The sequence below is a fragment of the Enterobacter cloacae complex sp. Mu1197 genome, assembly GCF_040059225.1.
Taxonomy (GTDB): domain Bacteria; phylum Pseudomonadota; class Gammaproteobacteria; order Enterobacterales; family Enterobacteriaceae; genus Enterobacter; species Enterobacter quasiroggenkampii.
In genome coordinates this window covers 476119-497299 of sequence record NZ_CP157375.1, presented here as the reverse complement: position 1 = coordinate 497299, position 21181 = coordinate 476119, and the positions used below count along the sequence as shown (strand labels likewise).

Here is a 21181-nt window from a genome sequence, read left to right as displayed (position 1 = left end):
CCGCTACCGGAAAATGTTTAGACTTTAAGCAAATTCAGGGTGTTATCGCTCTGTTACCGATGTGTTTACGCGAGTAACAGGCGAGCTTTGACGGTTCTCCCAGAGCACCGTCAGACCACGCTGTAGGGCAATAAAAATAAACAGCAGAATGCCGATGGCGATCTTCGTCCACCACGAGCTGAGCGTGCCGTCAAAGTTGATATAGGTTTGTATCAGCCCCTGAATCGCCACGCCGAACAGCGTCCCCAGCACCGTCCCCACGCCGCCGCTGAGCAGCGTGCCGCCGATGACCACAGAAGCAATCGCATCCAGCTCAACGCCCACGCCTGCGAGGGCATAGCCCGCCTGGGTGTATACCGAGAAGACGATACCCGCCAGCGTCGCCAGGCCGGTCGAGAGCATATAGATGCGGATGGTGGTGCTGCGGGTCGAGATCCCCATCAGGTTGGCCGACGTGGCGTTGCCGCCAATGGCGTAAACCTGATTGCCAAACCGGGTACGGTGAGCAAGGAAGATGCCAATGACGACTACGCCCAGCATCAGCAGCCCCATCGCGCTCAGGCGGCCGCCGCCGGGGATCTTCCACGCCAGGCTGGAGAGCGTGTCGTACACCGGATGGTTAATCGGGATCGACTCTTCCGACACCAGGTAGCTCACCCCACGGAGGAAGAACATTCCCGCGAGGGTAATAATAAACGCCGGAATCTTTAACGCGTCGATCAGCAGCCCCATAAAGGCGCCAAACGCGCAGCCCATCACCAGCACCAGCGGAAACGCCACCAGCGGTGAGATGCCCCAGAAGCCGATCGCTTTCGCGAGGAATACGCCCGTAAACGCGATCACCGAGCCGACGGAGAGGTCGATCCCGCCGGAGAGGATCACAAAGGTCATGCCGACGGCGATGATGCCTAAAAAGGCGTTATCGGTCAGGATATTGCAGATCACGCGCGTCGAGGCAAAACCGGGGAACTGCGTCAGACAGTAGAGGTAGCCCAGCACAAACACGCCCAGCGTGATCATTAGCGGTAAATTACGTTTTATCATGGCCACGGATCCCCTTAATGATGCTGACAAAGCGCGGCGACTGGACGATCAGCACGCAGAGCACGACCACCGCTTTCACCACCTGGTTGAGTTCCGGCTGGAAACCGGAGAGCAGGATCCCGGTGTTCATGCCCTGAATAATCAGCGCGCCGATCACCGAGAGCAGCAGGTTAAAGCGTCCGCCCATCAGCGACCCGCCGCCGATGACCACCGCCAGGATCGCATCCAGCTCCAGCCAGAGCCCGGCGTTGTTGGCATCGGCTCCGCGGATATCCGCCGCGACGATCACCCCGGCGATGGCGGCGCAGATACCGCTCAGCACGTAGGTCAGCATCACCATCAGCCGCGTGTTGACCCCGGCGTTGCGCGCGGCGCGGATGTTGATCCCGACGGCCTCAATGAACATGCCCAGTGCCGTTTTACGGGTGAAAAGCCAGAACACCACTAACGTCACCAGGGCAATCATCACCGGCGTCGGGAAGAACAGAAGGTTGCCGCTGCCGAGCCACGCCAGGCTCGGTGAGTTGAAGGTCACAATCTGGCCGGAGGTAATCAGCTGCGCGACGCCGCGCCCGGCCACCATTAAAATCAGCGTGGCGACAAAGGGCTGGATTTTCAGCACCGCCACCAGAATGCCGTTCCATAACCCGGCCAGCACGCCGGTACCTAAGGCTGCCAGCAGGACCACCGGCAGGCTGTGCCCGGCCACGGTCATGGAGGCGGCCGTGGCCCCGGCGATAGCCATCACCGCGCCGACGGAGAGGTCAATCCCGCCAGTGGCAATCACCAGCGTCATCCCGATGGCCAGCAGCGCCACGGGCGCGGCACGGTTTAAAATGTCTATCGGGCTGCCAAACAGGCGGCCATCCTGCACGATGATCTGGAAGAAATGCGGGGCAACCAGGCTATCAACCAGCAGCACCACCAGCAGCGCCGCGATTTGCGGCGTGCCGGTCGGCCAGCTGAAGCGGCGCTTTGACTCACCGGTTTGCGAAAGCGAACGGGACATCACGATTCACTCCTTATGCCGCGATGGCATTCATGATCGCCGGAACGGACAGCTTATCCAGCCGGATCTCTGCCACCTGTTTACGATCGCGCATGATGATGACGCGATCGGCATAACCCACCAGCTCTTCCAGCTCGGACGAAATGACCAGCAGCGCCAGACCGTCAGCGCACAGGGTCTCGATAAGCCGGATAATTTCGGCGTGCGCCCCCACGTCAATGCCGCGGGTCGGTTCGTCGAGGATCAGGAACTGGGGTTTGGTCAGCAGCCAGCGCGACAGCAGCACTTTCTGCTGGTTACCGCCGGAGAGAAATTCAATGGGCTGTTCCGCGCTCGGGGTGCGGATGCCGAGCTGGCGGATAAACCGCTCGGCAATGGCGTTCTGCTCTTTGCGAGGGATCGGCCGCAGCCAGCCGCGCTGGGCCTGTAGCGCCAGAATGATATTTTCCCGCACCGAGGCCGCGGCAATAATGCCGTCCGTTTTCCGGTCCTCCGGGCAGAAGCCGACGCCGAGACAGGAGGCCTGATGCGGCGATCGCAGGGTTTGCGGTTTGCCCTTGATCAGCGCGCTGCCGCTGTCGGCCGGCTTGATCCCAAAGATCACCTCGGCGGTCTCGGTTCGACCCGAGCCTAACAGGCCCGCCAGCCCGACAATTTCGCCTGGCCGCACCTCAAGGTTAAACGGCGAGATGACCCCTTTTTTACCGTAATCGCTGAACGCGGCGACCGGCTTCTCGCTCAGCAGCGTGCGGCCCGCGCGCTGAAGGGCGTTGGTCTCCAGCTCGCGGCCCAGCATCATTTTGACCAGCTCGATCTGCGGCAGCTCACGGGTTTCGCGGCAGCCGACAAAGCTGCCGTTGCGCAGCACCGTAATGCGATCGCTCACCTCATACACCTGATCGAGGAAATGGGTAACGAAGATCAGGCTGACGCCCTGATCGCGCAGCTGGCGCATCAGGGTAAAGAGCATTTCCACTTCCTGGGTATCGAGGCTGGCGGTGGGTTCGTCGAGGATCAGCACCTTTGCGGAGAGATCGATCGCGCGACAAATGGCGACGATCTGCTGCATCGCCACGGAAAAGCGGTTCAGCGGCTCGCGGACGTCGAGAGAGAAGCCGTAGGACTCCATCAGCGTTGTCGCCCGCGCCTCCATCTCTTTACGGCGCAGCAGGCCAAAGCGTCGTGGCTCACGGCCAATAAACAGGTTATCCGCCACCGACATATTCGGCAGCAGGTTCACTTCCTGATAGACCGTCCCGATCCCCAGTTGCTGGGCATGGGCGGTATTTTTTGGCGAAATGGCGTTGCCTTCCAGCCAGATGGTGCCGCGGTCAGCGTGATAAACACCGGTCAGGGATTTAATCAGCGTCGATTTTCCCGCGCCGTTCTCGCCCAGCAGCGCCATGATCTCCCCGCGCCGCAGGCTGAAATCAACGTTATCCAGCGCCTTTACGCCGGGAAAGAATTTACTCAAGCCCTCTGTGCGGAGGATTTCCTGGTGTTGTTCAGTGGTCATGGTTTCCCCCTGCATCAAGCCGGATGGCGCTGCGCTTATCCGGCCTACAAAAGAGCGTATCGTAGGCCGGGTAAGCGCAGCGCCACCCGGCATGTTCAGACAGGCTTAGTAGCCCATATTTTTCTTCTTCTCTAACTCTTCTTTCGCCGTATCAGGCAGGTAGAGGGTGGACTTGGTGACCGTCACTTTCTCCGGCATCGTGCCGTCTTTCTTGAATTTCTCCAGCGCGTCGAATGCCGGGCCCGCCATGTTTGGCGTCAGCTCCACGCTGGCGTTGGCTTCGCCGTCGATCATCGCTTTGTAGATGTCCGGCACGCCGTCGATAGAGCCGGTGAGGATATCTTTGCCCGGCTTCAGACCCGCTTCTTTAATGGCCTGAATCGCACCGATCACCATGTCATCGTTGTGGGCGTAAACCATGCAGATGTTCTTGCCGTTGTTTTCAGCCTTAATGAAGCTCTCCATGACCTCTTTACCTTTGCTGCGGGTAAAGTCGCCGGACTGAGAGCGGATAATCTTGATGTTTGGCGCTTTCGCGATGGCTTCAGCAAAGCCTTTTTTACGGTCGATGGCCACGCTCGCCCCGACGGTACCCTGCAGCTCAACGACGTTACACGGCTTGCCGTCGACCTGTTTTACCAGCCAGTCACCAATTAACTGCCCTTCCAGCACGTTGTTGGCCGTCACGGTGGTCATATAGAGAGATTTGTCTTTGACGTCGATGGAACGATCGAGCAGGAAGACCGGGATCTCAGCGTCTTTCGCTTCCTTCAGGACGGGTTCCCAGCCGGTCGCCACGACGGGGGCAATAAAGATGGCATCCACGCCCTGGGCGATAAAGGAGCGCACGGCTTTGATCTGATTCTCTTGTTTTTGCTGACCATCGGCGATTTTCAGGGTAATGCCGCGTTTCTGAGCTTCGCTTTTCGCCACGTTGGTTTCTGCCGCTCGCCAGCCAGATTCAGAGCCGACTTGCGAAAAACCTACGGTTAAGGGAGCGGCCATCGCCATAGACGACATGGCTGCCGAAACGGCTGTGACCAGGAGTAAGCGCTTCCACATATGAACGTCCTCGTAGGGTGAGTTATTGTTGGTTAAAAGATGTTCTGCGGAATGACTATAGCCCATGAAATATGTAACGAATTGCGTTACATCACACTTCAGAAAAGTGAATAAAACGTTAATCACAAGTTTGTAATCGCTTTCATTTCTCCATGAAAAATGCGGCTGAGTTTATGGATTTTTCTGTCATGGAAACGGTCTGAAAAGTGGGAAGAACGTGGAGAGAAGGCGAAAACAGGCGGAGACATTCAGCGCGAGTTGGCTATAATACCTGCCACTTGTTTACCATCCATTTTAAAGGACACCGACATGAGCTTACTCAACGTCCCAGCAGGTAAAGAACTGCCAGAAGACATCTACGTAGTTATCGAAATCCCGGCTAACGCAGATCCGATCAAATACGAAGTGGACAAAGAGAGCGGCGCCCTGTTCGTAGACCGTTTCATGTCTACCGCGATGTTCTATCCGTGCAACTACGGTTACATCAACCACACCCTGTCTCTGGACGGTGACCCGGTTGACGTGCTGGTCCCAACGCCATATCCACTGCAGCCAGGCGCAGTGATTCGCTGCCGTCCCGTTGGCGTGCTGAAAATGACCGACGAATCCGGTGAAGATGCGAAGCTGGTTGCGGTACCGCACACCAAGCTGAGCAAAGAATACGATCACATCAAAGATGTGAACGACCTGCCAGAACTGCTGAAAGCGCAGATCACTCACTTCTTCGAGCACTACAAAGACCTCGAAAAAGGCAAGTGGGTTAAAGTTGACGGCTGGGACAACGCAGAAGCAGCGAAAGCAGAAATCATCGCCTCTTTCGAACGCGCTGCTAAGAAGTAATTCTTACTGCCAGACACAAAAAACAACGCCACCTCACGGTGGCGTTGTTTTTTTTCAGTACTGGTCTCTGTCTAACCAGTTACCGCTTACAATCCGCGTTAACCCTTCGACCGGACGCTGGTAGACATACATCCACGCACTTCCGTACGGCGTCTGGATCAACTGGCGCGCGTATTCACCGCCCCTGGTGCGCAAGGCATCAAGTTCGGCAAGTGTCGCGTTATCAATACGATAAACTTCACCCTGTACTGTTCCTTCGCCTGGAACCGCGCCTGGATAGTGGCCCAGGCTGTACAACTGGTAGTTCTCGATATTGTAATTCCCCAGCAGCAGGGCATTGGTCATCCAGTGACTGTTGCCTTGCTTGGTTCGTAAACTGCCGTAGACAAATATTCGCATTGCTAAAACTCAAACTGATAGAGCAGATCAAGTGCCTGGTCTACGCCGGACACTGCTTCCAGATATAGCTTAGGCATCAGGCGATAGCGTAACGTGAGTGTTGCCAGTGAGTCAAAGATCCCCACACCATATTTTACCTGCAGACCCGGCAGTACATAGCCGCTGACCACCACCTGCGAGGAGTCACCCACGCCCTGGGTGTCCAGCGCCAGATTGCTTACGCCGAACGTCTCGCCGATTTTACCCACAACCTGCCCACTTTGTGCAACCCCCAGCCCCACTAACATCGAGGTCATCGCCGCACTGTCGCTCTGACCGCTGTCGAGACCTTGTCCACGCAGCAGGTAAGAGAGGGCTTCCTGCTGGGACATCGCCGGGTCAGAGAAGATCTCCGCCTTCGGTTCGTCAGCAGAACCGGTGACGCGTACCCCAGCAATGACGTCGTTTTCCGTCGCTTCCGGGTTACGAATCGCTTCGATGTTCAGCAGGGGCTGATCCGGTGGACCGGAGAACAGCAGCTCGCCTTTACGGACAATCAAATCCTGACCATAGGCGTGGAAACGCCCTTCAGGAATATTGATTTGCCCGTTCAGGCCAAGCCCTTGTTTATCCTGCGCCACCTTCAGGTCGCCCGTAAGCCTCGCCTTCAGCCCAAACGCATCCAACCGCACGTTATTCCCCACGTGCACGATAAGGTTACTATTAATCGGTATGCCAGCGCTCTTCTGTTCGACAGGTTTCAGATTTTCATTGAGCATAACTTCATCACTTGAGACGCCGACCGCACTTTCCGGCACATCGTGAACCACGATGCGCGCCCACGGCACGTCGACGCGACCGTCAAGCGTGAAGAGGCTTGGCGTGGCTTCAAAGACCACATCAGGCGAGACGTCCAGACGCACCATCGGCGGTACGGTGATGCGCACCTTACTGCCTTTCGCGGCAATACGGGCGCGCCAGTTATCGAGCTGGCTCCAGTCCGCGTCGCCGCTCAGGTTGATTTGCCCTTGCTGCGTCAGTACCGAGCCGCTTAGCGTCGAGCTCATGCCGTTGAAGTTCATGGCGATCTGGCTGGGCTGCATGTCAAACGGCATAAAGTTGCCGTCAATATCCACGCCGCTGAGCCGCAGCTGGCCGAACAGCTGAGGGCTTTGTGCATTGCCCGCCAGGCGCAGGTTGGCATTCACCATGCCCTCGGCTTTTTCCCCGCGTGCGAAAATCGGGTTCACCATCGCCAGGTTGAAGTTGCGGATAGTGACGTTGCCACCCAGATTTCGCCGTCCCTGTGGGTCGGTAATTTGAACCTTCCCGTCAAACTGACCGTTATTGGTAAGGCGAATCAGCCACCCCAGCTCCGCACGGTTGTTATGCAGATCAGCGCTCAGGTTCAGGGTGTCGAAGGCCACCGGCAGCGGCGCGTCATTCACCTCCTGCGTCACCTTCACGTTACGCCCGGACAGCGTGACGCTACCCTGCGGCAGCCCCTCTTTGGTGGTGTCCCAGGCGACATCGGCTTTCCCGCTGAAGACGCCGCTCGCCTGCGTGGTCTCCGGCATAAACGGTTTTAGCATCGCCAGATCGAAGCGGTTGAGGTTGATCTGCGCGCGCCCTTCCGCGCCCGCATCGATGGTCTGCGGCACGCACAGTTCCGCATTCGGGTTGGTCCAGCAGTGCGGCCCAATGCTGATCTTCTGCTCGGCGTTGCGGTAGTCCAGAGCAATGGCGCGCGATAGCGCCAGCGGCCCGACCGGCGTATTGAAACGGGTGTTATCCAGCGTCCCTTTCCAGCGCGCCTGTTTGCGGTCGAAGCTGCCGGTCAGGTGAAGCTGGCCGGAGACCGGCTCGCCCTGCACCCGCAGCTGGAGGTCGTGCTGCTTCTCGTTCCCTTTCGCGTCCAGGGTGACCAGGCTGATGTTCACGTCCGGCTGGGAAATGCGCTCCACGCGCAGGTTCAGGTTACCGCCGATCTGGTCGGTGGATTTCACATCCCCTTCCACGCGGACGCGGGCAACGCTCAGCTCTTGCCAGCGCAGGTTATTGGCGGTGATATCCGCCAGCAGCTGCGGTGCGTCTACCGTGCCGCGCACTTTCACGAGCCCCTTCGCCGTGCCGCCAAGCCCCGGCAGGGCGTTATCCAGATTCGGCGCGTCGATGGTGGCATCCAGATTAAGATCTTTCACCCCCAGCTCGCCTTTGATATCCGCCGTGTTGCGCCCCAGGGCCACGTGCAGGCCCGGGATAACCCACTGCAGATAGCTGTTGCCTTTCACCGAGCCTTCAACGTTTACCTTGTTCTGCTTCACGTTCCCGGTGAGCTTGATCTCCGGCACGTCCATCTGCCACGTGCCGCCGTACAGGCTGCCGCGGGTTTTAATCAGGCCATCCAGCTTCGACGGCCAGTCCGGCACCTCTTTGGCGGTGTTAATGCCCGTCAGCTTCAGCTCGCCGCGCCAGCTGATCGCCTGCTGCCAGTCGAGCAGCGCGGTCAGCTCGGTTTTACCTTCCAGCGCCGCGACGGTCAGCTTGTCGAGGTTGACCTGCTGTTCGTTGCCCTTCGCATCCAGGGTGATGTTCGCGGGCGGCACGCCCTGCCCCTTCACCGCGGTGCGGAACGAGAGCGTGTAGTCGGTCATCTTGCCGCTCAGCTTCAGCTTCAGGTCATCGGCCTGGAACTGCTTTTCGCCGGTGAACGGCCAGGAAAGCTGCTTGCTGACAACCTCAAGATTGAGCGGCAGCCCGGCTTCCGCCAGCTGGGTTTGCGCACGCAGGGCCATATCCACCGGGCCGGAGAGATTCACGCCAACATCGAGCTGATCGCGCAGCGCCCCGCCCACCTTGACCTTCACTTTCTCGCCTTTCAGCGGGTCGATGTTCAGGGTGCTATTCAGCGTGATATCCACCGGCCAGCTGTCGCGCAGCAGGGCATTACCTGACGCATTCACCGAGCCCTGGTTGGTGTCGATATCCAGCGCGTCGAGCTTCATGTTGCCGTCAATGCTGCTGACCTTCAGCAGTATGTTATAGACCGTCAGGTCGGTATCGCCCGTCAGACGCAGCTGTTCGCCTTTGAATTCCTCAATGTTAAGGTTCAGCGGCAGATGAACGTCGGTCATTTCCGGCAGCACTGGCTTCGAGAAGAGGTCTTTCAGCGTTTCGCCCAGCGGCTTTTCTTCCGGCTGCGGGTTCTGGATCTTCGGCTCGACGATCTCTTCCTGCGCCACGTCGGCCACTTTCGGCAGCGCGATCAATAAGCCCTGCAGGGACGTTGGCGTCAGGGTGAGATTTTTCTCCTGCCAGCGCAGGCCGGAGGTGAAATCCATCACGGACACGGTGGTGTCGTCGATTTTGATATTGATGTTATTGAGCGCGACCCGATAAAGCGCGATCGGGTACGGCGTGGAGAGATTCAGCGGGCCGCTGTCCTCTTCTTCAACCGGCGCAGACTTCGGCATTTTCTTCGAGTCTATCGCCACGTTGACATCTTTTAGCGACAGATCGTTGACGCAGAGCTTGCTGTCCCGCAAACAGCCCAGCTTCACCGCCAGGTGAAATTCCCCGGCGTTAACCGCCACGCCCGGCTGCTCATAGCGGATGTTCTTCAGGCGCAGGTCACGCCAGCCGCCCGTCACCTGGCCAATTTCCAGCCCCGGTACCCAGCGGTTCGCGGCGTTAAACAGCAGATGCAGCCCGGTCGTCGTTCCTACCAGAAACGCCACCGTACCGAGCAGCAGCACGATAAAGATCAGCACTCCGAGGCTTATTTTCTTCCATAAACTCATAATTCAGGCCCCAGACCGATGTAAAACTGTAATCCGTGTTCATCTTTGTCACCCACCGGCACGGCGAAATCGAGCTTAATAGGCCCGACGGGTGACTGCCAGCGCACGCCGACGCCCGCGCCGGTTTTAAAGTCGCTGCGGCGGATATCGTTCACCGCTTCACCGCCGTCAACAAACATGGCGCCCCACCACTTTCCGCTGACGTTGTACTGGTACTCCAGCGAGCCCGTCGCCAGTTTTGACGCACCGGTCAGCTGGCCCTTTTCGTTCTCAGGTGAAATCGATTTGTACTTATACCCGCGAATGCTGCGGTCGCCCCCGGCGAAGAAGCGCAGATCCGGCGGAACGCGCTCGAAATCTCCCGTTTCAATCCAGCCGAGATTGCCGCGCATCACAAAGCGATGTTTGTCGTACAGCGTACGGATCCAGACGTTTTGCGCCTGAAAGACGGAGAAGTCCACGTCGGAGCCCCAGGCGGTGTTGGAATAATCGATGGAGTAGCGCTGTGAGTCGCCCCAGGTCGGCATCAGGCCCCCGCGCGAGCGGGTACGGCTGATCATCACCCCCGGATAAAGCAGCATAGTGGTGTTGGTGACGTTAGCCTGGGTAAAGTGATCGAGGCTCCAGCGCAGGTTAATGGCGCGCTGCCAGCCGCTGGAGAGATCCCAGAAGCGGGAGACCGCAAGCGTCGTCGAGTCCTGCTCGGTGTCGTTCAAATCGGTGCGCTTAAAACCGCCCTGCAGAAGGTAATACTGCTCCAGCGGATTTTTCAGCAGCGGCATTTTGTAGCTGAAATCCAGCTGCTGCTCGGGCGCAGAGAGGCTCAGGCTGGTGGTCAGGCTGTGGCCGTACGAGTTCACCCACGGTTTTTTCCACGAGGTTTTCACCCGTGGCCCCACGTCCGTCGAGTAGCCCACACCGGTCTCAATGGTGTTCTCGGTGCGCGGCGAAACAACGCCATGCAGCGGCAACACCTTGGTTTTGCGTGACTTATCAAATTCCGGTGCGACAACCACGGAGTTAAACCAGCCGGTAGCGGAGAGGCGTCGGTTCAGCTCTCCGAGGTCGCTCGACTGGTAGTAATCCCCTTTTTTGAAGGGCACGAGGTTTTGCAGATACTCTTCACGAATTTGCGAACCTTCGAACGTCACGTCGCCAAAGCGGTAACGTTCTCCGCTGTCGTAATCGATATCCCAGAAGGCCTGACGTCGCGCCAGCGCAATGCCCAGCTGGCTTTTGTTGAACTGGCTGTCAAAGTAGCCCTTACGCAGGGAAACGCTGGTCAGCTCTTTTTTGAAATGGTCGTAGTCGCCGTGGTTAAGCACGGTACCGATTTTCGGCCGCGTGCTGAGCAGGTCCAGGTAATCCCGGTCGGTACGCGCCCCGCCGCGCAGGATAACGTTCGTGCCGCCAATCAACACCGGCTCGCCCGGCGAAACGCGGGCAATAAGAACCTGGCGCCCCTTCTTTGGAGGCGGACGGAGGTCAAAATCAATGGTGGGTTCGTAATAACCCAGCGCTTTCAGCCCCTCGCGGATCGCATCATCGACACGCGCGCGAAAACGCCGATCCGGCGTCACCTCATCACTCTGGATGGTCGATAACTGCGCACGTACGTTTTTTTGTAGCGCCCCGGATAACCCCTCAACCTGCAAACGGACATTCGCCGCGCTGGCAATCCCGCTTGTCAGCAACACACTGACTAAACATAACTGGCGGATTTTTGTCACGTTTTCTCCTGAATATCCCTGTTTCCACCCTGGAAGCAAATGAAGTGCCGCTCCGCGGCAAAATACGGCCTGTTGGCCAAAAACCCGAATCGCGGGTTGAAAATGGGTGTAACACCCAAATATTTCTTATGATTAAATCTAGTCTCATTCAGCGCATTTATTGTGTTCAATTAAACGCTTCGTGACAACCTTAACTGAAACATCGCACCCCGGGAGGCCCCATCGTGAGTTTATTCGACAAAAAGCATCTGGTTTCACAAGCAGATGCATTACCGGGACGCAACACCCCTATGCCTGTAGCGACCTTACACGCCGTCAATGGCCATTCCATGACCAACGTGCCGGATGGCATGGAAATCGCCCTGTTCGCCATGGGCTGCTTCTGGGGCGTTGAGCGCCTCTTCTGGCAGCTGCCCGGCGTTTACAGCACGGCAGCCGGCTACACGGGCGGTTACACGCCGAATCCAACCTACCGCGAAGTCTGCTCCGGCGAAACCGGCCATGCGGAAGCGGTGCGCGTGGTCTATGACCCTGCGGTAATCAGCTACGAACAGCTCCTGCAGGTCTTCTGGGAGAATCACGACCCGGCGCAGGGCATGCGTCAGGGCAACGACCACGGCACGCAGTACCGTTCGGCTATCTATCCGCTCACCCCTGAGCAGGATGCCGCCGCGCGCGCCAGCCTGGAGCGTTTCCAGCAGGCCATGCGTGAAGCGGGCGATACGCGCGAGGTGACCACGGAAATCGCGACGGCGAAACCGTTCTACTACGCCGAGGACGATCACCAGCAGTATCTGCATAAAAACCCGTACGGCTACTGTGGCATTGGGGGCATCGGCGTTTGCCTGCCGCCACAGCTGGCCTGATCACTGATCCAGCGCCACGCGAGCCGCGTGGCGCGTGGCATTGCTGACCGAGCCGTAATCCATCACTTTGCCCTGCAACAGCAGGTTAAAGACCGGTGCCTGCGGTCGGTTGAGCCGCGTTTGCAGCAGGTGAACGGCCTCAATTCCCAGCTCGCGGCAGGGCACCGTCACGCCCGTGACCGGTTTTTCCAGACGGTGCGCTAAATTCCATGCAAAATCGGTCGTGATGAGCGAAATGTCTTCCGGAATGCGCAGCCCGTGTCGCGTCAACGCCCTTACCACCCCTTCCGTCATGCTGGTACTGTTCGGGAAAATCACCTCCGGCCACTGCGAGCGGTCATGATTCACTAACCACGCATCCAGCGCCTGCTCTGCCTCTTCTGCGGTAAACCACTCCGTCACGAGCAAATCGCGCTGAGGATCGAAGGCGACGTGAAAATGACGGTACGCCTCTTTGATGCCGTCCAGACGCGCGTACAGCGTATCCCGCCGCAGGCAGGTGAGCGTGAGCACGCGGCGATGCCCCTGCTCGAAAAGGTACTGCATGGTGGTGAAGCCGATCGCCCGGTGATCGGGTGACACGGAATCCAGTACCCGATCCCGGTCAACGGAATTAATTAACACGCAGGGCTTATTCAGGGTGCTTGCCAGTTTAAATATGGTGGAATCATCAGTGCCAATAATAATTATCGCGTTAATATTCTTATGGCTGGCCTTTTCCATAAAGACTTTCACATCGGCGTGCTGCTCTTCTAAACCACAGCACGTGACCCACACATTATGCCGCGCGCAGGCTTCAGCAATTCCTTTCGTCACTTCCAGATAAAAAATATCCCCGCGTCCCTGAAAGGTTCTTTCCGGTGCAAAAACAGCGATACCGTTAATGAGCAGTCTTCCGCTCGCCATAGACTCCAGCACACCGAGCTCCCGCGCGGTGCAAACGATCGCTTCCCTGGCTTTATCGCTGGTGTAAGACTTGCCGCTTAATACCCGCGAAACCGTGCTGACGGAATAGCCCGTCAGGGCCGCAATTTCCTCCATTTTTAACTTGCCCGGCATAGTGTGACCTCGCTCTCATTCAGTTTTTGCAAATATTTGCAGAAACAGTCCTTTGATTTTAAAACCAAATTTCAAAACGCCTGGAGATTACTTAATCACCTTGCGAGTATTCTCACAAAAACACATTGTCGCTACCGCTCCCCTTTCCTATTTTCCGGTCATCACTCATTTCAACTGAAATTAAGGTGTGACATGGAGAAGGTACGTTTTGGCATTATTGGAATAGGTAATATCGGTACGGTCCACGCGCGTTATTTACTGGCGGGTACGGTCAGCGACGCCTGCCTTGCCGCAGTTTGTGATAATGCGCCGGAAAAGCATCCGGCCATTCGCCAGCTGGTCGGCACCCTCCCCGTGTTCAGCGACGCGCAGGAGATGCTCCAGAGCGGGCTTATCGACGCGGTGATTGTCGCTACGCCGCATTACGAGCATCCGCGCCTGTCGATGCTGGCGATGCGCAACGGCATCCACACCCTGTGTGAAAAACCGGCGGGCGTGTATACCGCCCAGGTACAGGAGATGAACGCCTGCGCCCAGGCGTGCGATGTGGTGTTCGGCATCATGTACAACCAGCGCCCGAACCCGCTCTACCAGAAGGTGAAAGATCTGATCGACAGCGGCGAACTGGGTGAGATCCGCCGCTCCAACTGGATCATCACCAACTGGTATCGCTCGCAGAGCTATTACAACTCCGGCGGCTGGCGCGCCACCTGGAAAGGAGAAGGCGGCGGCGTGCTGCTCAACCAGGACCCGCACCAGCTCGATCTCTGGCAGTGGCTGGTCGGTATGCCGGTCCGCCTGCGCGCGTTCTGCCAGTTCGGCAAGCATCGCGATATCGAAGTGGAAGACGACGTCACCGCCTATGCCGAATATGCCAACGGCGCGACGGGCGTGTTCATCACCACCGTGGCGGAAACGCCGGGAACCAACCGGCTGGAAATCGTCGGCGATCGCGGCAAGGTGGTCGTCGAAGAGGGCAAGCTACGCTACTGGCGGCTGCGGGAATCTGAAACCGCCTTCAACGCCCGCTGGCAGAACGGTTTTGGCGAGCCTGAATGCTGGGAGGTCACGCTTCCCGTGGCCCCGGAATGCAGCGAACACCACGTCATTACCGCCAACTTCTGTGCCGCCATCCTGCGCGGCGAGCCGCTCATTGCGCCGGGTCTGGAAGGGATCCACGGGTTGACGCTCTCCAACGCCATGCACCTCTCCACCTGGACGGACGACTGGGTCGAGTTCCCGCTCAACGAAAAACAGTATCTGCGCCTGCTTCAACAACGCATCAGCACCTCAGTGGCTAAAGAGACAGCCAGCGTCACGCTGGACGCCTCAGGCACCTGGTAACTCCGGAGAAGAATCAATGTTAAATGTTGCTATTGTGGGAACAGGGAATATCTCCCACAACCATATTCAGGGCTATTTGCAGTTTGGCCAACGCTGCCGGATCGTCGCGCTGGTCGATATTTATCCGGAAAAAGCCCACGAGAAAAAAGCGCGCTACGGCCTGACGGACGCCCACGTGTATGACAGCCACCAGCAGATGCTGGCGTCAGAATCGGATATCGATATCGTCGACGTCTGCACGCCACCCTACGTCCACGCAGAGATCAGCATTGATGCCCTGAACGCGGGCTGCCACGTGCTGTGCGAAAAACCGATGGCCGCCTCGCTGGAGGAGTGCGACGCGATGATCGCCGCACAAAAGGCCAGCGGCAAAACGCTCTCCATCATTGCCCAAAACCGCTTTACCGATGCCTTCTGGCGCTTAAAAGCAGCGCTGGATTCGGAGCTTGCGGGCAAGGTTTGCCACGCGCAGGTGGACTCCTTCTGGTGGCGCGGACACTGCTATTACGACCTGTGGTGGCGCGGCACATGGGAAAAAGAGGGCGGCGGCTGCACCCTTAACCACGCGGTTCACCACATCGACGCCATTCAGTGGATGCTGGGCTTTCCGTCCGAGGTGGTGGCGATGATGACCAACGTGGCGCACGACAACGCTGAAGTCGAAGACCTTAGCGCCGCGATCTTCAAATACCCCAGCGGTGCGCTCACCCAGCTTACCGCCTCGGTCGTGCACCACGGGGAAGATCAGAAAATCATCATTCAGGGTGAGAAGGCGCGCATCTCCGCGCCGTGGCAGGCCTTTGCCAGCGTCAGCGCCGATAACGGCTTCCCGCAGGAAACCCACGACCAGCAGCGCGAAGCGCAGCTCGACGCGGTGTTTAAGCAGACGCCGAAGCTCGAGTGGACGCTGCACGCCGGGCAGATTAATGACCTGCTTTCTGCCATCGAGCACGGCACGGCACCGTTAGTGGATGGGTTACAGGGCAAACGCTCGCTGGAACTGATCGCCGCGATCTATAAATCCGCCATTACCCGCACCGTGGTCTCGCTGCCGATTCAGCGCGACGACCCGTTTTACCGTACCGGCGGGACGAGCGCTCTCGCTCCCCGTTTTTATGAAAAATCCGCAAGCGTCGCCAACTTCAGCGAAGTGGGTGCGATTCCCCTTGGCAAAGACCTGGATTAAGGAGTGACACCATGAACAAAAATGACGGAATGAACTACGCGCCGGTGGGTAAACCTCAGCCGGTTGTCCGCGAGGGGGAGTTTGTTTTTGCCGCTGCCGCGCTCGACCACGGCCATATCTACGGCATGAGTAACGGCCTGATTGAAGCCGGGGCCACGCTGAAGTGGGTGTACGACCCCGATCCGGCAAAAGTGGATAAATTTATCCAGCAATACCCGCAGGTCAACGTGGCGGAGTCGCTGGAGGTGATACTCAACGACGACGAAGTGCGCCTGGTGGCCGGTGCGGCCATCCCGTCAGAGCGCTGCGCGCTGGGGCTAAAAGCGATGGCGACCGGCAAGGACTACTTCACGGATAAAGCCCCGCTCACCACCCTTGAACAGCTGGCGGATGCCAAAGCGATGGTTGAGAAAACCGGCCGGAAATACGCCGTGTACTACAGCGAACGTCTCCACGTGGAGAGCGCGGTGTTTGCCGGACAGCTGGTGCAGCAGGGGGCCATTGGCCGCGTCGTCCAAACCCTGGGGACAGGCCCGCACCGGGAAGGGACCGGCCGCCCGGACTGGTTCTACGATCGTCGCTACTTCGGCGGCATTCTGTGCGACATCGGCAGCCACCAGATTGAGCAATTTCTGTTTTACACGGGCAACCGTAACGCCACCGTGGTCGCCAGTCAGGCACGCAATTTCAACCATCCACAGCATCCGGCATTTGAAGATTTCGGTGACGCAACAATCAGGGGCGAAAACGGCGCCAGCGGTTATTTCCGCTGCGACTGGTTCACCCCCGACGGACTCTCAACCTGGGGCGATGGACGTCTGACGCTGCTCGGCACCGACGGGTATATCGAGATCCGCAAATATGTCGATCTCACCCGCGGCGAGCAGGACGTGGTTTATCTCGTCAATAAAGAGGGGGAATTCCGCTATCCGGTCGCCGGACAGGTCGGGTTCCCGTTCTTTGGCGAACTGATCCTCGACTGTCTGCATCGTACCGAAAACGCCATGACGCAGGCCCACGCCTTCAAAGCGGCCGAGCTCTGCGTGAAGGCCCAGATGCTGGCCAACGCGACGGAATAACGGGAGGCGACAATGACGATCCTGAACACGGCAGTTATCGGTGCCGGAGCGATTCACGGCTGCCATGTGAATGCGTTGCGCCTGCTCCCCAACGTCGCGCTACGCGCGCTGGTCGACATCGACAGCGTCAAAGGGCTGGAGCTGGCAATGCGCTATCAGTGCCGCTTCTATCAGGATTACCGGGAAATGCTGCTGGATGATGCCATCGACGTGGTCCACATCTGCACGCCGCATTTCGAGCATAAAAGCATGATCCTGGCGGCGCTCGCCGCCGGGAAACATGTTTTCTGCGAAAAACCGGTGGGCATGAACAGCAGCGAACTCGTAGATATCACCCGCGCCGCCGAACAGGCGTCGGGTCTGCTCGGCGTGTGCTACCAGAACCGCCTCAACCCCACCAGCCTGCGCATTCGCCAGATGCTGGAGGACGGCGGGCTGGGAAAAATGCTCAGCATTAAGGCCGTGCTGACGTGGTCACGCTCGGGCGCGTACTACACCGAAAGCCCGTGGCGCGGGCGGCTGGCAACGGAAGGTGGCAGCCTGCTGATCAACCAGGCCATTCATACCCTCGACCTGATGCAGTGGTTTGCCGGTGGCGTAACGCGCGTGAAAGGCGTGGTGGACAGCGGCGAGCTGGCGGACGTGACCGAAGGGGAAGACAGCGCAATGGCCACGCTGCACTTTGCCAACGGCGCGCGCGGCCTGTTTTACGCCAGCAACTGCAATACCACCGATTCCCCACTTCTGATGGAGATCCACTGCGAACAGGGCTCGCTGCTGCTGAATAACAACGTGCTCTGGTGCATCACCCGCGGCGAGCGCCTCAGGCTGGCCAGCGATGACTCTCCCGACGGCTCGGTCAAAAGCTACTGGGGGCTGGGGCACGAACAGGCGATCCGCCGGTTTTATCACGCCATCACCCACCCGGGGCACACGGATTACACCAACATCCGTGAAGCCGGACATTCACTCACGCTTGTGGAGGCTATTTACCGCTCATCTCAATTAAGACAATGGATAGATATCAATAACTAGAACGTAATTTGTATTCCAGCACTCAATAAAAAAACGACCCGAAAAACGGGTTAATCATTACCCTACACTGGATATTATTATGGTCAAACCAACTGAACGTAGAGTGGGTTATGGCGTAGCGCTCGGCTACGGCGTAACCGATCTTTTTGGCGGAGGCGCTTTCGCCATTATCGGCACCTGGCTGTTATTTTTTTACACCACCTATTGCGGACTCTCAGTCATTGAAGCGGGATCAATATTCGCCATTGCCCGCGTGATTGATGCGCTATTAAGCCCGATAATGGGTTATATCACCGATAACTTCGGGGATACCTGGCTCGGGCGTAAATTTGGCCGTCGCCGCTTCTTTTTATTACTCAGTTCACCGCTCATGTTTTTGTATGCCCTGTTATGGCTGACGGACATGGGTTACTGGTACTACCTAGGCACCTACCTCTCTATTGAGCTGCTGTCGGCGATGGTGCTGGTTCCCTGGGAGACCCTGGCGGCTGAGATGACGAACCGGTATGAAGAGCGTAGCCGTCTGTCCGGCGTGCGGATGATCTGCTCCCAGCTGGGCGGTTTTCTTGCGGTATCCGTCCCCGGGGTGATTATGCAGTTCACGGGGAAAGATAATCCGTTTACCTATACCCTCACCGGGCTGATATTTTCCTGCGTGTTCTGCCTTGCGGTATTTATTACCTGGTACACCACCTGGGAAGCGAAGGATGTGCAGCAGGAATCCAGTTTTAAAGTAGATAACCAGCGCAGCGGCGGGCTACTGAATCACCTGAAATATCTGGTGCTGGATCTCTTTTCCTCCTTCCGTATCCGCGCGTTCCGCCTGCATATTATTATTTATATCTTTTCGTTCACGGCGATGGACGTGTTCGGTTCGGTCTTTACCTATTATGTCGTGTACTGTCTGAGCCAGGATGCGGCTGCGGTATCCGGCTGGCTGAGCATTGCGGCCTTCGCCTCGGTCCCCGGCACCTATGGGTTTATGCTGTTGCTGAACCGGCTGAACGTCACGCCGTCTGCCGCCCTGCGGCTCTCCTACGGCTGTATCTTCCTGGTGCTGGCCTTCCTGTTTACGGTCTACCTCACCAAAACGCAGGTACCGACGCTGCTGTTCTCCGCGGTCTTTATTCTGCTCGGTGCCGCCCGCTCTGGCCTCTACTATATTCCGTGGAATATCTACAGCTTCATTCCGGATATTGACGAGATGGTGACCCAGCAGCGCCGCGAAGGGATTTTTGCCGGGGTGATGGTCCTGACCCGCAAGAGCACCGTGGCGATTGCCATCATGATTATTGGCCTGGTGCTGCAGGAATCCGGCTTCGTGAAGGGCAGCGGCGCGCAGCCTGAAAGCGCGCTGGGGGCGATTATCGGCCTGATGATCTTCGCAACGGCAGCCCTGCTGGCGGTAAGCTTCTTCGCCACCTACAGGTTCAAGCTCACCCGTGAGACGCACAAGCTGCTCCTCAAGGAGATTGCGCGCCGTAAGCTGGGTGGCGATTACCGCGACTGCGATGCCAGCACCCGCGTGGTGATCAAACAGCTCACGGGCTATGAATACGATCAGGTATGGGGAGGCGATGCCACCCGTCGGGCGGTGGGCGATGTCCGCCTGTCTACCGTGAAATAACGTGATGTACCGGACAGCGCCCGCTGTCCGGTCTGTTTTATGCCAAAAATGTGACCTCTGGCAGATTTACATCTCTTTACGCTATACTACCCGCTGAAATAATCGGCTCAACGCTACGAGCTGGTGTTCAATGTGTTTTCACACAAATGGTATCAACTCCCCTTCTGAGGATCTGGCGAGAAGCCGGATAAACTATGTTAAACAGTATTTTAGTAATACTTTGTCTGATTGCCGTCAGTGCATTTTTCTCGATATCTGAGATCTCGCTGGCCGCGTCCCGTAAAATCAAACTGAAGCTGCTTGCCGACGAAGGCAACATCAACGCCTCACGCATTCTCAAAATGCAGGAAAACCCCGGTACGTTCTTTACCGTGGTGCAAATTGGTCTGAACGCGGTAGCCATTCTCGGCGGTATCGTGGGTGATGCGGCGTTTTCCCCGGCGTTTTATAGCCTCTTTGCGCAGTACATGTCCGCAGAACTGGCCGAACAGCTGAGCTTTATCCTCTCCTTCTCGCTGGTGACCGGGCTGTTCATCCTCTTCGCCGACCTGACCCCGAAACGCATCGGTATGATTGCGCCAGAAGCTGTGGCTTTGCGTATCATCAACCCGATGCGCTTCTGCCTGTTCGTGTTCCGCCCGCTGGTGTGGTTCTTCAACGGCCTGGCAAACGTCATTTTCCGCATCTTTAAGCTACCGATGGTGCGTAAAGACGACATCACCTCTGACGACATTTATGCGGTCGTGGAAGCCGGCGCACTGGCCGGGGTGCTGCGCAAGCAGGAACATGAGCTGATTGAGAACGTATTCGAACTGGAATCCCGTACCGTGCCCTCTTCCATGACGGGCCGTGAAAGCATTATCTGGTTCGATTTACATGAAGATGAGCAGAGCCTGAAGAACAAAGTGGCGCAGCATCCGCACTCCAAGTTCCTGGTCTGTAATGAAGATATCGACCACATCATCGGTTACGTCGACTCCAAAGACCTGCTGAACCGCGTGCTGGCGAACCAGAGCCTGGCGCTGAACAGCGGCGTGCAGATCCGCAATACCCTGATTGTGCCGGACACCCTGACGCTCTCAGAAGCGCTGGAAAGTTTCAAAACCGCCGGGGAAGACTTCGCGGTAATCATGAACGAATACGCGCTGGTGGTGGGTATTATCACCCTCAACGACGTCATGACCACGCTGATGGGCGACCTGGTAGGCCAGGGGCTGGAAGAGCAGATTGTTCAGCGTGACGATAATTCATGGCTGATTGATGGCGGCACGCCGATTGAAGACGTGATGCGCGTGCTGGATATCGACGAGTTCCCGCAGTCAGGAAACTACGAGACCATCGGCGGCTTTATGATGTTTATGCTGCGTAAAATCCCGAAACGCACCGACTCGGTGAAGTTCTCCGGCTACAAGTTTGAGGTGGTGGATATTGATAACTACCGCATCGACCAGCTGCTGGTGACGCGTATCGACAACAAACCGACCGTACTGGTGCCGAAGCTGCCGGATGCGGAAGAGAAGGTGTCGGCGTAACGTTCCTGCCCCCACAAACATCAACGGCTCCCATCGGGAGCCGTCTTTTTATCTACTACTACTGCATAGCACGT

At 57.7% G+C, this 21181-nt stretch carries 16 protein-coding genes; 8 read left to right on the top strand and 8 right to left on the bottom strand.

All coding sequences use genetic code 11. The features are described from left to right. Positions 1 to 42 precede the first annotated feature (42 nt). The 4 genes from yjfF to ytfQ form a co-directional block, all read right to left on the bottom strand. Positions 43 to 1044, bottom strand: a complete 1002-nt coding sequence (gene yjfF / locus ABFV38_RS02325; protein WP_021240694.1) for a galactofuranose ABC transporter, permease protein YjfF — start codon at positions 1042 to 1044, stop codon at positions 43 to 45. Beyond that, entirely contained in the window at positions 1031 to 2056 is a 1026-nt protein-coding gene (ytfT, locus tag ABFV38_RS02320; protein ID WP_167467778.1) for a galactofuranose ABC transporter, ATP-binding protein YtfT, read from the bottom strand. Before ytfT ends, yjfF begins: the two co-directional genes overlap by 14 nt. 10 nt (positions 2057 to 2066) lie before the next feature. After that, on the bottom strand, positions 2067 to 3569 hold the full coding sequence (gene ytfR, locus ABFV38_RS02315) for a galactofuranose ABC transporter, ATP-binding protein YtfR (RefSeq protein WP_348958352.1): 1503 nt from the start codon (positions 3567 to 3569) through the stop codon (positions 2067 to 2069). A gap of 105 nt (positions 3570 to 3674) precedes the next feature. Next, positions 3675 to 4631, bottom strand: coding sequence for a galactofuranose ABC transporter substrate-binding protein YtfQ (gene ytfQ / locus ABFV38_RS02310; protein ID WP_014882271.1), 957 nt, complete (start codon positions 4629 to 4631; stop codon positions 3675 to 3677). Positions 4632 to 4940: 309 nt separating this feature from the next. Here ytfQ and ppa point away from each other — a divergent pair, with 309 nt between their 5' ends. After that, entirely contained in the window at positions 4941 to 5471 is a 531-nt protein-coding gene (gene ppa, locus ABFV38_RS02305; RefSeq protein WP_008501423.1) for an inorganic diphosphatase, read from the top strand. Between the two features lie 54 nt (positions 5472 to 5525). Here the strand turns inward: ppa and ABFV38_RS02300 are convergent, their stop codons facing one another. Genes ABFV38_RS02300 through tamA form a run of 3 tightly spaced genes read right to left on the bottom strand, consistent with a single transcriptional unit; the run spans position 5526 to position 11379 of the window. Then, positions 5526 to 5870 (bottom strand): gamma-glutamylcyclotransferase, encoded by a 345-nt coding sequence (locus ABFV38_RS02300; RefSeq protein WP_014830431.1) that lies wholly within the window; start codon positions 5868 to 5870, stop codon positions 5526 to 5528. A gap of 2 nt (positions 5871 to 5872) precedes the next feature. Further along, positions 5873 to 9649: an autotransporter assembly complex protein TamB gene (tamB, locus tag ABFV38_RS02295; protein WP_348958350.1), complete on the bottom strand. Its 3777-nt coding sequence runs from the start codon at positions 9647 to 9649 to the stop codon at positions 5873 to 5875. Then, a complete protein-coding gene (gene tamA / locus ABFV38_RS02290) occupies positions 9646 to 11379 on the bottom strand; it encodes an autotransporter assembly complex protein TamA (protein WP_045908043.1) in 1734 nt (577 codons plus the stop codon). The genes tamB and tamA overlap by 4 nt, the downstream gene beginning before the upstream one ends. Positions 11380 to 11603: 224 nt before the next feature. Between tamA and msrA the strand changes: the two genes are divergently transcribed. Next, the gene (gene msrA, locus ABFV38_RS02285; protein WP_048027915.1) at positions 11604 to 12245 is read left to right on the top strand and encodes a peptide-methionine (S)-S-oxide reductase MsrA; all 642 of its coding nucleotides are present in this window, start codon (positions 11604 to 11606) and stop codon (positions 12243 to 12245) included. On the opposite strand, the gene ABFV38_RS02280 is transcribed toward msrA, so the two are convergent. Continuing rightward, the gene (locus tag ABFV38_RS02280; protein ID WP_348958348.1) at positions 12246 to 13304 is read right to left on the bottom strand and encodes a LacI family DNA-binding transcriptional regulator; all 1059 of its coding nucleotides are present in this window, start codon (positions 13302 to 13304) and stop codon (positions 12246 to 12248) included. Between the two features lie 192 nt (positions 13305 to 13496). Between ABFV38_RS02280 and ABFV38_RS02275 the strand changes: the two genes are divergently transcribed. From ABFV38_RS02275 to ABFV38_RS02250, 6 genes are all read left to right on the top strand, one after another. Continuing rightward, positions 13497 to 14648, top strand: a complete 1152-nt coding sequence (locus tag ABFV38_RS02275; protein ID WP_048225344.1) for a Gfo/Idh/MocA family oxidoreductase — start codon at positions 13497 to 13499, stop codon at positions 14646 to 14648. 16 nt (positions 14649 to 14664) lie between these two features. Then, positions 14665 to 15834 carry a Gfo/Idh/MocA family oxidoreductase gene (locus tag ABFV38_RS02270; RefSeq protein ID WP_348958345.1) on the top strand — a complete coding sequence of 390 codons (1170 nt, stop codon included), beginning with the start codon at positions 14665 to 14667 and terminating at the stop codon, positions 15832 to 15834. 11 nt (positions 15835 to 15845) lie between these two features. Next, positions 15846 to 16913 (top strand): Gfo/Idh/MocA family oxidoreductase, encoded by a 1068-nt coding sequence (locus tag ABFV38_RS02265; RefSeq protein ID WP_348958343.1) that lies wholly within the window; start codon positions 15846 to 15848, stop codon positions 16911 to 16913. A gap of 12 nt (positions 16914 to 16925) precedes the next feature. Beyond that, positions 16926 to 17948: a Gfo/Idh/MocA family oxidoreductase gene (locus tag ABFV38_RS02260; protein WP_045908037.1), complete on the top strand. Its 1023-nt coding sequence runs from the start codon at positions 16926 to 16928 to the stop codon at positions 17946 to 17948. 79 nt (positions 17949 to 18027) lie between these two features. After that, positions 18028 to 19575: an MFS transporter gene (locus ABFV38_RS02255; protein ID WP_235403284.1), complete on the top strand. Its 1548-nt coding sequence runs from the start codon at positions 18028 to 18030 to the stop codon at positions 19573 to 19575. A 194-nt stretch (positions 19576 to 19769) separates the two neighbouring features. Further along, positions 19770 to 21107 carry a hemolysin family protein gene (locus tag ABFV38_RS02250; RefSeq protein ID WP_008501429.1) on the top strand — a complete coding sequence of 446 codons (1338 nt, stop codon included), beginning with the start codon at positions 19770 to 19772 and terminating at the stop codon, positions 21105 to 21107. Positions 21108 to 21181: the final 74 nt, after the last annotated feature.